Origin of the sequence: Paenibacillus sp. VMFN-D1, from assembly GCF_003386155.1 — a bacterium.
GTDB classification, from domain to species: domain Bacteria; phylum Bacillota; class Bacilli; order Paenibacillales; family Paenibacillaceae; genus Paenibacillus_AQ; species Paenibacillus_AQ favisporus.
The window spans coordinates 260,425-274,474 of the sequence record NZ_QRDU01000004.1 but is presented as its reverse complement, the minus strand read 5'-3'; the positions used below and the strand labels follow the sequence as shown (position 1 = coordinate 274,474).

Below are 14,050 nucleotides of genomic sequence, written 5' to 3'. Positions count from 1 at the left end.
TTTCAGCAGCGAAAACCCATTGATGTTGGTCCTGACATTCTTCCTTATCCTACCATAAAGCACTCATCCCATCCAAACACGTCCAATGAACCGGGTTTCTATGGGGAGAACGCCATAGAGAGCGGCAAACGGGGCGGAGAGAAACGAAGGCACAAAGGCCAGATTCGGCTGCCAAGGATCGGAATAATGCTGTCGGAATAACGCTGTCGGAATAACGCTGAATGTTAAAAAATCCAGCCCCGCAACAAGCGGAGCCGGACCATTCCATTTTTATTCTCAATCGATCACTTCATTGGAGAAATCATCTGCATTTCCCGGCCCCAATGGCGGTGCATGGCGATGGCATCGACCAGCTGCCGGGCAAAGACGCTGCCGTCTTCCGTCTCCTTGCGGATCACCAGTCCGGTATCCTCGCCCGGAGACGTCAGATGGCCGGAAGATGCCGAGGCGTCGGCCAAATGAATGCCTGAGCCGGACAGCAGTCCGGCCGCCAGCTCGGAGGCGCCTACGGTTTTGAAGTGGTTATAGGCTTCCGTCACGAAATTGACCGCCTCTTTGATGCCCTGCAGCTTGGCGATGCTCTGCTCCCCGCCGGCCACATAGACGGCGTCAAACAGCACAGAGTCAGCCGTCAGGAAGGTATGCATGGCCTCCAGCTGGCTGCCATCAGTTCCGGCGATCATCCCCAGATTCTCGCTGACGACTTCCGGCACGACACCTGCTTCAGCGAAGGCAGCGAGGACGGCCTTCATTTCGCCCGCGTCGAATCCGTCAGCAGCCAGCACCGCCACCTTACGGGTAGCGGGAGACATGGCGGTGTGGAGCTGGCTCAGCGCCGGGGAAGCCTGGGTTTCGGCACCTCCTGCCACAGTCGCTCCGGAGGCTTCTTCTCCGGCCTTCGGCGGGTTGACACCAACGCCAAGGGCGATTTGCTCAGCGAGCATCAGATCAACGTTGCCGAACATGTCGACAACCTGCTGCTGCACGCTTTTGCTTTTCACCTTGCCCACTTCAAAACGGAAAGCCTTAATGATATGCTGCTTCTCCACGTCGGACATGCTGTTCCAGAACAGCTTGGCCTGGGTGTAGTGGTCCTTGAAGCTGTCGCTGCGCGCCCGGACCTTGCGCCCCTCCACCTTTTCCTGATAGTGGGTGTATCCGCCCTCCTGCTCCGAAACCGGACGGGGACCGTTGTTTCCAAGGGAGTTTTTATGATAGCTCGTTTGGCCCCGGTTGATCGTCATGCGGTGGTATCCGTCGCGCTGGTTGTTATGGATCTCCGCCACCGGCCGATTGATCGGAATCTCATGGAAATTTGGTCCGCCCAGACGAATCAGCTGCGTATCGGTATAAGAGAACAAGCGTCCCTGCAGCAGCGGGTCGTTGGAAAAATCAATCCCCGGCACGACGTTGCCCACGTGGAAGGCCGCCTGCTCCGTTTCGGCGAACACATTGTCCACATTGCGGTTCAGCGTCATTTTCCCGATGCGCTGAACGGGAATGAGCTCCTCCGGCCATATTTTGGTCGGGTCGAGAATATCGAAATCGAAGTTGAACTCCTCATCCTCCCGGATCATTTGCACGCCAAACTCATATTCGGGATAGTCACCCATTTCAATCGCTTCCCACAGGTCGCGGCGGTGAAAGTCGGGATCCTTGCCGGCGATTTTCTGCGCTTCGTCCCAGACCAGGGAATGCACGCCCAGCAGCGGCTTCCAGTGGAATTTGACGAAATGTGCTTCGCCCTTGTCATTGACGAACCGGAAGGTATGTACGCCGAACCCCTCCATCATCCGGTAGCTGCGCGGAATCGCCCGATCCGACATCGTCCACATGACCATGTGGGCCGATTCCGTGTTATTGGCGACAAAATCCCAATGCGTATCATGGGCCGTCGACGCCTGCGGAATTTCGTTATGGGGTTCGGGCTTGAACGCATGCACCAAATCAGGAAATTTCAGCGCATCCTGAATGAAAAAAACCGGAATGTTGTTGCCTACGAGGTCGAAGTTGCCGTCTTCCGTGTAGAACTTGGTGGCAAAGCCCCGGGCGTCCCGCACCGTATCAGCCGAACCCCGCGAACCGGCCACGGTTGAGAAACGCACGAACACCGGCGTTTTCATCGACGGGTCCTGCAGAAACTTCGCCTTCGTATACTGCGTCATCGGCTTGTACACCTGAAAATACCCGTGTACGCCAAAGCCCCGGGCATGAACCACACGCTCAGGAATACGCTCATGGTCAAAGTGGGTCATTTTCTCCCGAAAATGAAAATCCTCCATTAACGTCGGCCCGCGTTCACCCGCTTTGAGCGAATGTTCGTCCTCAGAGACCCGAACGCCCTGGTTCGTAGTCATGGGTTTCCCCGCATCGCTGACGCGGAATTCCTCCAGCTGGCTGTCCTTTACATCCTTCTGCGGCTGCTGTTCATTCTTACGGTCCATCAATGCATCCCCTCCTGGTCGGTTACGGACGGTGTCCGAGTATTTACACCCGTTATTACCCGAATGAAAATCCACCCAAACGGGAATGTTAACCTGGACGTTTGCGGTACATTCGTTAAAAGCCATACTGCAAAGGCGTTTTTGCGGATCTTAAACTTTTTTGCCAAACCATATTTACATTTCTATAAAAATAGATATAATAAAGTCATGGATACCTTATTAACCATTAAAGCACTATCAAACGAGACCCGGTTTAAAATTCTCGAATGGCTGAAGCATCCGGAGGAGCACTTTGACCCTCAGGAGCATATGCCGGCATCCTGTAATTTCAAAGGCGGCATTTGCGTCGGCAGCATTTCGCAGAAAACAGGGCTTGCACAGTCGGTTGTTTCGGGCTACCTGGTGAAATTGCAAAAGGCTGGCTTGCTGGAATCCCACCGGGCCGGCCAGTGGACCTACTACAGACGGAATGAGGAGGGTATCAACCGCTTTATCGAACAACTCAAGAAAGAGCTTTAGGCTAAAATGACATATGGTACACATCTGAACCTTTTGGCTTAAATGCTCTTTCTTTTCATTATATATATCTATTTTTATGTAAATGTATAAAGATATAAATCTCACATATTGGAGGAAACCGATACATGAACAGCAATACACAGCATACCCGTTCCACCGCAGCTTTATTCGAACCTTTTACCATTGGCAACTTGACGCTGCCCACCCGCATCGTCATGGCGCCCATGACCCGCGGATTCTCCCCGAACGGAGTGCCGGGCGCGGACGTAGCAGCCTATTACCGCCGCCGTGCCGAGAACAATGTCGGCCTCATCATTACCGAAGGTACGGTAATCAATCACCCGGCGTCTACCGACAGCCCGAACATTCCGAGATTTTTCGGTGAAGACGCCCTGAACGGATGGGCCGAAGTGGTCAAGCAGGTTCATGAAGCCGGAGGCAAGATTATGCCGCAAATCTGGCATATCGGCATGACCCGTCCGGTCGGCGCCGAGCCGAACCCGGAAGCGATGCCGATCGGTCCTTCGGGCCTTGATCTGAACGGCAATCAGGTTTCCGAACCGATGACGGAAGAAGAAATCGCCTACGTGATCCAGGCTTATGCCGATGCGGCTGCCAATGCCAAACGGATCGGGTTTGACGGAGTGGAAATCCATGGCGCCCACGGTTATTTGATCGACCAGTTCCTGTGGGAACAAACGAACCGCCGCACGGACCGCTACGGCGGCGATATGATGAAGCGCGCACGCTTTGCGATTGAAGTCGTGGAAGCCGTCCGCCGTGCTGTAGGACCGGATTTCCCTGTCGTGCTGCGCCTCTCCCAATGGAAGACGAACCAATACGACGCAAGGCTCGCCCCAACACCGGAAGACCTCGGGAAGCTGCTTGGCGCCTTGTCTGACGCGGGCGTCGACGTGTTCCACTGCTCGACCCGCCGTTTCTGGGAGCCGGAGTATGAAGGATCCGACCTGAACTTCGCCGGCTGGGCCAAGAAGCTGACGGGCAAACCGGCCATTACCGTCGGTTCCGTCGGACTCGACGAAGCGTTCACAAGCCTGTTTGCCGAAGGCAAAGGTGCAGGCAGCAAGGATATCGACGATCTCCTGGAACGCCTGGAGAACGGCGAATTCGACCTAGTTGCCGTAGGCCGTGCATTGCTTGGAGACCCGGCTTGGGCCACCAAGGTGCGTGAAGGCCGCTTCGACGAGCTTGCTCCGTTCACGCCTGAAGCGCTGAAAACACTGGCTTAATGCGGTTCCGCCCCACCCCCGGGACAACGCGCCGCGTGAAGCCTTGATATAAATAAAGACCGGAAGAGGGCTGCAGCCTCTTCCGGTCTTTTTGCTGTGTACAGAATATTGTTCTGGTTTGACCTGTGCACAATGCGTTCATACGTTTACAAGTGATTAGGAATCCAGCGTGGAGTCCTTCCCGCTGACATGGGCCATCTGCTGCTTGCGGGACCGCCCGCGCGACAGGGTTTCCGGCAGCACGATCAAGGCCGGTACCAGCATCGGCAGCAGGATGAAGCAGAGCACGACAAGACCGACGATCACGGCCGCAGCCAGCTCGATCAAGAGCACGAGCCCCGAAGGCATCAGCGTTGCGAACGTTCCGCCGAGAATGACCATGGCGGAAATAATGACGCCGCCCACGCTTCGGGCTGCCTTGACGATCGCTTCTCCCGGTGACAACTCCCCGTATTCCTTGTAGCGCTCCATCAGGAAGATGCTGTAATCCACGCCGACCGCGACGATGACGATGAAGGAGAAGAACGGTACAAAGGACGATACCCCTTCCGCCCCGATGATATAGGTCGTCACGAACTTCGAGGCACTCATCGCCACGTAGTAGGAAGCGACAAGCGACAATACGATAAAGACCGACGGCCAGAAGGAACGGATCACGAACAGCAGAACGACGAACACGCTGACGATGACGATAATCGCCGTGCTGTTGAAGGATTTGATCTGGGCCTCATTCGTATCGTACGTCGTTGAGCTTGGTCCCGCAGCTCCGAACTTGGCGTCGCCCAGCACGGTTCCCTTCAGCGTACCGGAAACCTCGCTGTTGATTTTCTCAATCGTGTTCATGGCCGCCGGGGAATACGGATCGTCGTTCAGGATGACGATCAGCTTCGTAATCTTGCGGTCCTTGGACATAAAGGCATCCACTGCCTGCTGGAAGTCCTTGTTCTCCAGCGCTTCCCGTGGAATAAAGAAGGTCTTCGAGCTGTTCAGCTGGGTCAGGAAGTCATTGGTCTTGCCGAGACCTTCAGAGATGTCGCCCAGTCCGTTGCCGCTCTGGTCGATGCCTTCCTTCAGCTGGGACATGCCGCCCGAGAGGCTGGATAGTCCGCTCAGCAGCTGCTGCTGTCCGCTTTGGACGCTGCCCAGCGCAGCATTCAGCTTCTTCATGTTTGCGGCGATTTCCTGGCTGCCGCTGCTGCCTTGGCGCAATCCCTTGGCCAACTGGTCAGCCCCTTGCTCCAGCGCTGCCAGGCCGGCAGTCATTTGCTTCTGCGCCGCGGCAATTTGGCCCAAGCCGCCGGAAGCCTGGGCGAAGGATGCGTTCAGCTTGGCATAATTCGCATTCAGTTCCTTGAGACCACCGTCCAGCTGTGCCAAACCGGTAACAAGTCCCTCGCCGGTCTGCTTCAGCTGGATATAGTTCGGATCCTCGGCCAGCTCGCTGTGGCTATCACCCAGATTGCCGATCAGCGTATTCATGCCGGCAAGCCCCTGCTGAATTTGCGGAATCTGTCCGGATACCTGCTCATAACCGCCTGCGAGCGAAGCGTATCCTTTGGACAGCTCGGTGAGTCCTTGGTTGATTTTGGACGTATTGGTGCTAACGGTGTTCATGCCGGCTTCAAGCTTCGCGATGCCCTTGCTGAGCTCCGATGCGCCGCTTGCTCCCTGCTGTATGCCGCCGGACACCTGCGAGATCGCATCCGTAATTTGATCGTAGCCCTGCTTGACCTGTCCCGTACCCGACACCAGCTGATTGGCGCTGGAGAAGTCAGGCGTCGTCAGCTTATCGCCGATCTGGTCCAGGCCGTCCTTGATCTGATCCACGCCTTTTTTGGAGGCCGAAATGCCGTCTGTCACCGTTTCCGTCTGGCTGCTGATATAGAAGTCCTCCACAGGCTCCGACTGCGGCTGGGTCACGCTTGATACCGACTTGACCCCGTCGATGCCTTTTAACTTCTCGGTGAGCTTATCGATAACCCCAAGTGTGTCGTTATTGTCCATCGTCTTGTCGTCTTCGATGACGACAGTCGTCGGCAACGCCTGGCCGCGGCTGAAATGATCAGCGACGATGCTGAAGCCTTTGGTCGACGGATAGCCGTCCCCCAGCTCCTTCAGTTGGTCGAACGACAGCTTCTGGCCGCTGGTCAGCAGCACCGGAATCATCAGAATGACGATGATGACCGTCACGATGACCGGATGCTTAACGGAAACCGCCGTAAGCTTCGCCCAGAAGGTGCTTTCCTTGTGGCCCGCCACTTTTTTCGACGGCCAGAACAGCTTCGGTCCGAGCGTCTTCATCAGGAACGGTGTCAGCGTCAGAATTTCAAGCACCAAGATCACTGTGCCGATCGCAACCACATTGGCCGATTTATAGATGCCGAAGTCCGAAAAGCTGAGTCCTGCAAAAGCAATAAAGACGGTAAGAATGCTGTATACGATCGTTTTGCCTGCCGTTCTGTATGAAGCGACGATGGCTTCATCGACGGTTTTGCCGTGCGACAACTCCTCTTTAAAACGGTTGAACAGCAGAATGTTATAATCCGTCCCGATCCCGAACAGGATGAGCACCAGCAGCATCTGGGTCACGCTGGTGACCGGGAAGTTCATTTTATCGATAATCTGTGCCGCAATCCCCATCGAACAGAGGTAGGATATACCTACGGCAAGGAGAGACACGAACGGGATCACGATCGAACGGAACATGACGATAAGCACGACGAGAATAAAAATAACGGTCAGCGCCGCGCTTTTCTCCACCCCTGCCGTGGACGCCTTGATATAGTCGTTCTGGATAAAATCCTCGCCGCTCAGGTAGTACGTTGCTTTGACATCCTTCAGCGCCTGATTGAACTGATCCGTGATTTCTTCCATATCCCGCCCGTTCTTGTCCAGGCTGAAGCTGACCATCACGGTCGTGCCGTCCTCCGAAATCAGCTGAGATTTGGCTTCAGGCATCGAGAACGGATCCAGGACTTCGGTGATGCCAAGCTCAGACTGCTTCGCCTTCATGTTCATCACGCCGCTCTCGATGCTCTTCATATCCTCATCGGTCAGCTTGTTTTCTTCGTGGAACACCACGATGTCGCTGGTCCCGCTCTGGCCGGTCATTTTATTGAGCAGCGCCCCCGCAACCTTGGAAGGGCTGTCTTCGGCGAGGGGATCCTGGCCTCTCTGCTGGAGAATGGCATTCACGTCGGGCTGGAACACGGTCAGCAGGACCGTCGCCACCAGCCATAACACCAGAATCGCCCAGCGCCACTTGATGATTTGCCGCATGTTGTTGATATTCCTCCTTCAACTTCCTTAGTAAACAAGCGTTCATTTTTGAGCGAAAAAAAGGGAATCCCTTGGATTCATCCCTTTTTCTTATTCCAATGATCGGTGCCAAAGTAGTACAGATACACCAGCTGGTTCACCAGCCGTTTGACCGTTTCCCCGTCTTCATGGTCGCGTAGAATCAGACATACACCCTCCACCACGGTTCCGCCAAGCATCTGAGCCGTCTGCTTCTCTTCCAGCGTCAGCTCGCCGGTCTCATCCTTACCGAAGCGGATCATGCTCTCCAGAATCGATACGACCAAGGCGCAAATGCTTGCCTTCACGCCGGCGTATTTGGAACCGGTACTGCGGTTGAGCAAAATCATCAGCTCAGCGCTGGATTCCTCGAACAGATCGAGAATAATGCTCTCGACCATCTGCAGGCAATCGCTCGCCTCCGTCCCTTTGGCGAAGTTCTGGTCCACTTCCTCCTTAATGACCAGGATGTTGGCAATGCATCGCTCATAGACCGGCCCGACCAGCGCTTCGAACAGCTCCTCTTTATTTTTAAAATAACGGTAGATGTTCCCGGTGGTCATGCCGGCGGAGGCGGAAATGCGGCGCATGGAGGCATCGGCGTAGTCGTGCTGCTTGAATTCGGCCAGTGCGGCGTTCAAAATACTTTGGCGGACGTCATCTTTGAGAATTTGCATAAATAAACACCCGTTTACTGATAGTTTAATGAGTTTATTATAGCGGCTCCATCACCTGCTGGCAAATGTCGTTTTTCCGGCTTTTCATCCTATGCGGGAAATTGTCGAAACATACGTTGATTTTAAGCGGTTGTGGTCGGTCTACGCAGCACCTGCCCGTAGCCTTCCCCTACGGCTCCGCATCCTCAGCTAGACCGCCCGCTCCTCGATCTCAAAGCCGAGATCCTCGATCATCGCATGGTCCGCAAGCACATCCTGCCCTTCGGTCGTCAAGTAGTCGCCCACGAACACCGAGTTGGCTGCGTAGAGTGCGAGCGGCTGCAGAGAACGGAGGTTCAGCTCCCGGCCGCCGGCCACGCGAATTTCCTTGGAAGGGCACACGAGGCGGAACAAAGCCAGCACCTTGAGCGCCTTCAGCGCGGGCGTACGTCCGGCCTGTTCCAATGGCGTCCCCGGAATCGCGTTCAAAAAGTTAACCGGGATCGAATCGGCGTCCAGTTCCCGCAAGGCGTAGGCCATGCCGACGATATCCTCGTCGCTTTCGCCCATGCCGATAATGACCCCGGAGCAGGGGGACAAGCCAGAGGCTTTGGCCTTCCGCACTGTGTCCACCCGGTCGTCATAGGTGTGCGTTGTGGTAATGCGACTATAGTTTGCTTGGCTCGTGTTGAGGTTGTGGTTATACCGGTGCACCCCTGCCTCAGCCAGTTTCTCGGCCTGCCCGTCCTTCAGCAGCCCAAGGCAGGCACAAATTTTAAGCGGCATCGTCTCCCGGATTTCCTGAACCGCCTCCACTACTTGATCCAGCTCCCTCGGCGTCGGGCCACGGCCGGAAGCCACGATGCAGTATGTACCCGCTTTACGCGCAAGAGCCTCCCTAGCTCCGGCAAGCACCGTCTCTTTATCCAGCAGGCTGTACTTCTCGATCGGCGCCGTGGATACGATGGATTGGGAGCAGTAGCCGCAGTCCTCGGGACACAGCCCGCTCTTGGCGTTTAAGATCATGTTGAGCTTCACCTTCAGGCCGTAGTAATGCTTTCTTACCGTAAAAGCAGCCTGCATCAGTCCCAGAATCTCATCGTTCGGTGCGTTTAATACGGCTAGTCCCTCTTCCATGGTAAGCCGCTGCCCATTCAGCGCCTTGTCGGCCAATGCCTGCCAGTCCTGCCGCACCGGGCTTCCCAGAACCATGTCCTTCTGCATAGGTTATCATCCCTTCGAGCTGTTATATTTTCGGTATTCGTTAAGTCGTTACATCGGTCTATTTGCTACTCGTTAATTGTCAACCAAATCAGTGTTGTGTTGGTTGACAATTAATTTACCGCTATTCTAGCAGATCCGTCATCCGCTGTAAATGCGCGAAAAAGGCAATCCGCTGCCTCTGGTTTTGCAGCTCCCCTGCAGGCGACTCTCCCGCACCTACCAAAGGCAGCGGCTAGACACTGTTGTTCTCCAAGCGGCACCGGTTCCCAAAGGGATGCCTTTCACGAACGACGCAAAAAGGCAGAGAGCCCCAAGCTCCCTGCCTTTTCTGACACACTGATAATGCCAGATTACCGCAGATGGTAACAGTAAAATGGTACTAGAACGCCCGGAACGAGGGACAGCGCATAAATCTCTTAACGCGTTCCTTATCCGTCTACTTTAATACGGTATTCCTTTTTCAAGTACTGATGAATCCGTTTGAAGTCTTCCTGGTTCAGGTCGTGCAGGCGCTTGCCCTGCTTCAGCTCCCTGCCCAAAATAATGCCGATGGTCTGCGCCGCCAGAGCGGTGTTCGGCATGATGCGCGCGCTGCCGTAGGCTTCGATGGACGCCCCGATATTTTTGCCGGTCACCAGGACGTTGTCATAGCCCTTCAGCTCAAAGGAGCGCAGCGGAATGCCATAGCGGTCCGGCTGCCCGAGATGGATGCCCTTCGGCACCGTCCGGGTTCCCTGAAGATCCAGCGCATAGCCGCCGATACTGACGTTGTCCCAGAACATCCGGCTGTTCATGACGTCCGAGAAGGTCAAAATATAATCCGTTTCGAACCGGTTATAGTCGCGGATATACAAATAATCCGGAAAGCCGTTCAGCTCGGCCCGGTCGAATCCCGGGATGTTCTTCCTCAAAAATTGCAGGATGAACGGAGCCTCTGCCTTTGCTTTATCCAGGGCGGTCTGCACCGACTTCGGATCGGAAGGATTGACGTCGAAAATCAGAAGGGAGTTCATAATGGCTTCGCCGCCCTTCTGGTAAGAGGTGTTCATTCCTCTCAGCAGCAGCTGCGGATCGCGCGGCTTGTATTTGAGCGTGATGTTGCTGAACCCCGTGGCAAAATCCCAATCGACATACGTATTTCCGCCGTACTTATCCCGGACGTTGGTCAACGGGTAGTCGTCCAGCACAGCCTGGTGGAGCTTGCTCCAGTTCACATGCTTGAACTTCAGCATCATCGTGGCCGCCATGTAGTCGGGATGGCCGACCTTTGAAATGCGCTCCATCCCGGGAATCCGCTTCGCATTCAGCTTGCCGGTCAGGGCATTAAAGTCCGTATTTTCCACCCAATAGCCCGCCTCTACCGTAACGACGCTGCCTTGAGGATCCCGGTACGTCAAGGATTTCAGCAGCTTTTTGCTGCCGCTGGAAGCCGCAGCCGTGACGGACTTGACCGTGATTCCGCTTTGGACCGGAATTCCCTTGATCAGCCGGTTATAGTACCGGTTAAAATCGGCCGCCTTCCGGATCTTCCCGCTGTTGTAGCCATCAAACAAGGTTTTGATCTCGCCTTGGACCAGGCTCCGCTTCTTGGCGTCATGCGGCTCGTCCAGAAAGATCATCTGCCCCTGTATCAGCTCGCCGCCCGGCTTGTTCCGCGGATCGAGAATCAGAACGCTGAGCCCCTGCTTTTGCGCTTCCCGGGCCAGCAGCACCCCCTGTATTTCACTGCCGATGACGACGACGTCGTAATACTTGCTCTGTGTGTGCATGCCCTGCGCTTGCTTGCCCTGCGTTCCCGCTGTGCCCCCCGTCCTTACGGGAGCATCCACCTGAGCCGTCGCGGCCTCATGGAACAGGGAAGCCGGCGTCAATGAAATAACCAGCCCTATAAGCAGGAGTGGAACAAGGACGAAATATACGAATTTTCTCTTATTGATCATGAAAAAGCATGCGCCCCTTATCCCTTTGTAATCGTGTCTGGAAAACGTCTAATCATACGGGTGCCACAGCGTCTTGGTTATCATTAACCCTTGACGGATATAGAAGGCAACGTCAGCGCAGGCGAACCTTTCCATAAAAGATGCCCCAAAAACGCTCCCCGTATGTTTGCGGTCATTCCCTCAGTCACCCTCCGCCGGCTTTAGGAGACGCGGCTTAAGTTTACCGGAGCAGCGCCTCCCAGTCCGAAACCGACAAGTCAACCGGAATGTCCTGAAAGCTTCCTTTCAGCACATCGGTATCCTTCAGAAGGTTTCCCGTCAAAATGCAGACCGCCGTCTCATCCTTGGTAATCGTCTTCTCGGCGATCAGCTTCTGCAATCCGGCCAGTGTCGCCGCCGATGCCGGCTCGCATCCGATTCCACTCCGGTCGATCTGCGCCTTGGCGGCGAGAATTTCCGCATCGGTGACGGAGCAGGTTACGCCGCCGCTCATCTCCAGCACGCCGCGCGCTTTTTTCCAGCTCGGCGGGTTGCCGATGTTCAGTGCCGAGGCCAGCGTATCCGGCCGGGGTTCCGGCGTCAGCACCGGGCTTCCCGAAGCCATCATGCGGTGGAAGGGACTGGCCCCTTCCGCCTGGATCAGTGCGATCCGCGGCACCGACGGGATGAACCCGAGGCTTTTCAAATCGGCCAGCCCTTTGCCAAGTGCAGATACGTTGCTGAGCGCGCCACCGGGAATGAAGATCCAGTCCGGCAGACTCCAGTCGAGCGTCTGGGCGATTTCATAAATGATGCTCTTCTGACCCTCGATCCGCAGCGGGTTCACCGAGTTGCAGACGTACAACCCCAACTCCTCGCCCCGCTTCTCCAAGAAGCGGATTCCGTCATCATACGTCCCGTCAAAGCTGAGGACCCGGGCGCCATAAGCCTGAGTCTGCAGCACCTTGTTCGCGGATACCTTCCGATTGGGGACGAATACATACGCCCGGCTCCTCCCCATAGCTGCATACATGGCGAGCGATGAGGAGGTATTGCCCGTCGAGGTGCACGCAAATGCGGAGTACCCGAGAGAACGACCATGCGACACGGCCACGGTCATCCCGTTATCTTTGAATGAGCCGCTCGGATTCTCGCTCTGCGCTTTGAAGTACAGCCCGCGGATTCCCAGCGTTTCGCGAATTGGCTCCGGAGCGTACATTCCGGTATTGCCTTCATATTTAGTAACAATATATTCGTCCGGAAGTTCCGGAAAAATTAATTCTTTATACCGCCATACGCCGCTGGCATAGACCCCCATCCGTTCGGACAGGCGCTCCTGAAACCGCCGTTTCAGAAGCTCGGCATCGACCAGCGCCAAATCCTGCTCCACTTCCAGCAGCCCGCCGCACCCGCATCGAACCTGAAACGGCTCCAGGGAACAACTGCTGCCGCAATCCACGCATTTCAGCCTCATTGACAAATTCCTCCTATTTTGACGTTGTACTTCCTCAAATGGTTGCACCCGCCTGTAATTTAAGCTTAGAATATGCTCTGTTACGGTATAAATCTAATATATTGTTTTTCATAAAACATAAATTTCAATTATGAGTTGACCTCAATCTCTAATCCCTATGTAAAGGAGAACTCCCATGAACCTGCACGCACTTCGCCTCTTTTACCAAGCCGCTTCCCTCGGAAGCGTAACCCTCGCAGCCGAGGCTCTGCATCTCAGCCAGCCCGCCGTGACGGCCCAAATTAAAAAGCTGGAACGCGAAATCGGCCTCCGCCTGCTGATTCCCCAGGGGCGGGGCGTCATGCTGACGGAGGCCGGCAGGCATCTGGCCGCCGAAGCCCGGCGGCTGTTCGAGCTGGAAGGCCATATCGAGGAGACCCTGGAGCAGCTGAAGGCGGGCAGCGCCGGCAAGCTTCACCTGGCGGCCACCTATCTTCCAGCCAACTTCCTGCTCCCCAAGTGGATTGCCCGCTACAAACGCACTTATCCCGGCGTCGGCGTCGAGCTCAGCACCGCCAATTCCAGCCAGGCCGCCGACCTGCTGCTGCATTACCGTGCGGAGATCGCCTTTATCGGCGGCATCCGGCTGGACCATCCGCTTCTGCTGCGCACCCCTTGGTATGAGGACGAAATGTGCTTTATCGTTCATAAGGGGCATCCTCTGGCCGGCACCCGGGTCACCTTGGAAGAGATGCTGCAGGAGCCGTTCATCTACCGCGAGGAGGGCAGTTTCGGCAGAGAACAGCTGATCGCTCTATGCTCCGCCCGCCATCTGCCCGCCCCGCCGGTCGGGCTGCAGATGAACGGTCTGAACGAAACGCTGCGGGTCGTGATGGAGGGTTACGGCGCGGCCTTTCTGTCGCTGCTGGAGACCCGCGAACATATCGCGGCAGGCGTCATTTCCCGGGTGGAAGTCGACGGCGTGCATATGACGAATCCGGTCTCCATCTACACCCGGAAGGAGGAGGCCTCTCCCCCTGCACAGCGGTTTATCGATATGATTTTGGCCAAGTCATAACTTGTCGAAAAGCGTAGTCTTTTTCAGTACAACTATAGGAAGTTTTGTCGAAGAACGGCTGGTGGTGGCGGTAAAGGCTGGGAGGTTAAAGTTAAAGGTAGAAGAGAACAGATGAGATGAGATGAGATGAGATGAGATGAGAAGCGATGCGATAGATAAGATGGGTAAGATAGAAAAGATAAGAAAAGGCAAACCGCGGGACATAAAGTC

9 protein-coding genes are annotated in these 14,050 nt (G+C 55.5%); 3 read left to right on the top strand and 6 right to left on the bottom strand.

Going from position 1 to position 14,050, the window contains the following annotated elements:
- Positions 1 to 284: 284 nt before the first annotated feature.
- Positions 285 to 2,444 (bottom strand): catalase, encoded by a 2,160-nt coding sequence (locus tag C7820_RS25130; RefSeq protein ID WP_116233361.1) that lies wholly within the window; start codon positions 2,442 to 2,444, stop codon positions 285 to 287.
- A gap of 207 nt (positions 2,445 to 2,651) precedes the next feature.
- Between C7820_RS25130 and C7820_RS25125 the strand changes: the two genes are divergently transcribed.
- Both C7820_RS25125 and C7820_RS25120 read left to right on the top strand, forming a co-directional pair.
- Complete coding sequence (locus tag C7820_RS25125; protein WP_105445588.1) at positions 2,652 to 2,963, top strand: ArsR/SmtB family transcription factor; 312 nt, start codon at positions 2,652 to 2,654, stop codon at positions 2,961 to 2,963.
- Between the two features lie 125 nt (positions 2,964 to 3,088).
- On the top strand, positions 3,089 to 4,213 hold the full coding sequence (locus C7820_RS25120) for an NADH:flavin oxidoreductase (protein WP_116233360.1): 1,125 nt from the start codon (positions 3,089 to 3,091) through the stop codon (positions 4,211 to 4,213).
- A gap of 156 nt (positions 4,214 to 4,369) precedes the next feature.
- Here the strand turns inward: C7820_RS25120 and C7820_RS25115 are convergent, their stop codons facing one another.
- The 5 genes from C7820_RS25115 to thrC all read right to left on the bottom strand — a co-directional run bounded on the left by C7820_RS25115 (position 4,370) and on the right by thrC (position 12,783).
- Positions 4,370 to 7,492: an MMPL family transporter gene (locus C7820_RS25115; protein WP_116233359.1), complete on the bottom strand. Its 3,123-nt coding sequence runs from the start codon at positions 7,490 to 7,492 to the stop codon at positions 4,370 to 4,372.
- Between the two features lie 77 nt (positions 7,493 to 7,569).
- Positions 7,570 to 8,187: a TetR/AcrR family transcriptional regulator gene (locus C7820_RS25110; RefSeq protein WP_089549611.1), complete on the bottom strand. Its 618-nt coding sequence runs from the start codon at positions 8,185 to 8,187 to the stop codon at positions 7,570 to 7,572.
- A gap of 189 nt (positions 8,188 to 8,376) precedes the next feature.
- The gene (bioB, locus tag C7820_RS25105; protein ID WP_258875397.1) at positions 8,377 to 9,390 is read right to left on the bottom strand and encodes a biotin synthase BioB; all 1,014 of its coding nucleotides are present in this window, start codon (positions 9,388 to 9,390) and stop codon (positions 8,377 to 8,379) included.
- 428 nt (positions 9,391 to 9,818) lie between these two features.
- Complete coding sequence (locus C7820_RS25100; protein WP_258875396.1) at positions 9,819 to 11,330, bottom strand: FAD-dependent oxidoreductase; 1,512 nt, start codon at positions 11,328 to 11,330, stop codon at positions 9,819 to 9,821.
- Positions 11,331 to 11,550: 220 nt separating this feature from the next.
- Positions 11,551 to 12,783 (bottom strand): threonine synthase, encoded by a 1,233-nt coding sequence (gene thrC / locus C7820_RS25095; protein WP_116233358.1) that lies wholly within the window; start codon positions 12,781 to 12,783, stop codon positions 11,551 to 11,553.
- A 175-nt stretch (positions 12,784 to 12,958) separates the two neighbouring features.
- Here thrC and C7820_RS25090 point away from each other — a divergent pair, with 175 nt between their 5' ends.
- The gene (locus C7820_RS25090; RefSeq protein WP_116233357.1) at positions 12,959 to 13,840 is read left to right on the top strand and encodes a LysR family transcriptional regulator; all 882 of its coding nucleotides are present in this window, start codon (positions 12,959 to 12,961) and stop codon (positions 13,838 to 13,840) included.
- Positions 13,841 to 14,050: the final 210 nt, after the last annotated feature.

Bases quoted from the DNA above. Each gene is read 5' to 3' on its own strand.
- C7820_RS25130 (WP_116233361.1), bottom strand. From the start codon at position 2,444: ATGGACCGTAAGAATGAACAGCAGCCGCAGAAGGATGTAAAGGACAGC.
- C7820_RS25125 (WP_105445588.1), top strand. From the start codon at position 2,652: ATGGATACCTTATTAACCATTAAAGCACTATCAAACGAGACCCGGTTT.
- C7820_RS25120 (WP_116233360.1), top strand. From the start codon at position 3,089: ATGAACAGCAATACACAGCATACCCGTTCCACCGCAGCTTTATTCGAA.
- C7820_RS25115 (WP_116233359.1), bottom strand. From the start codon at position 7,492: ATGCGGCAAATCATCAAGTGGCGCTGGGCGATTCTGGTGTTATGGCTG.
- C7820_RS25110 (WP_089549611.1), bottom strand. From the start codon at position 8,187: ATGCAAATTCTCAAAGATGACGTCCGCCAAAGTATTTTGAACGCCGCA.
- bioB (WP_258875397.1), bottom strand. From the start codon at position 9,390: ATGCAGAAGGACATGGTTCTGGGAAGCCCGGTGCGGCAGGACTGGCAG.
- C7820_RS25100 (WP_258875396.1), bottom strand. From the start codon at position 11,330: ATGATCAATAAGAGAAAATTCGTATATTTCGTCCTTGTTCCACTCCTG.
- thrC (WP_116233358.1), bottom strand. From the start codon at position 12,783: ATGAGGCTGAAATGCGTGGATTGCGGCAGCAGTTGTTCCCTGGAGCCG.
- C7820_RS25090 (WP_116233357.1), top strand. From the start codon at position 12,959: ATGAACCTGCACGCACTTCGCCTCTTTTACCAAGCCGCTTCCCTCGGA.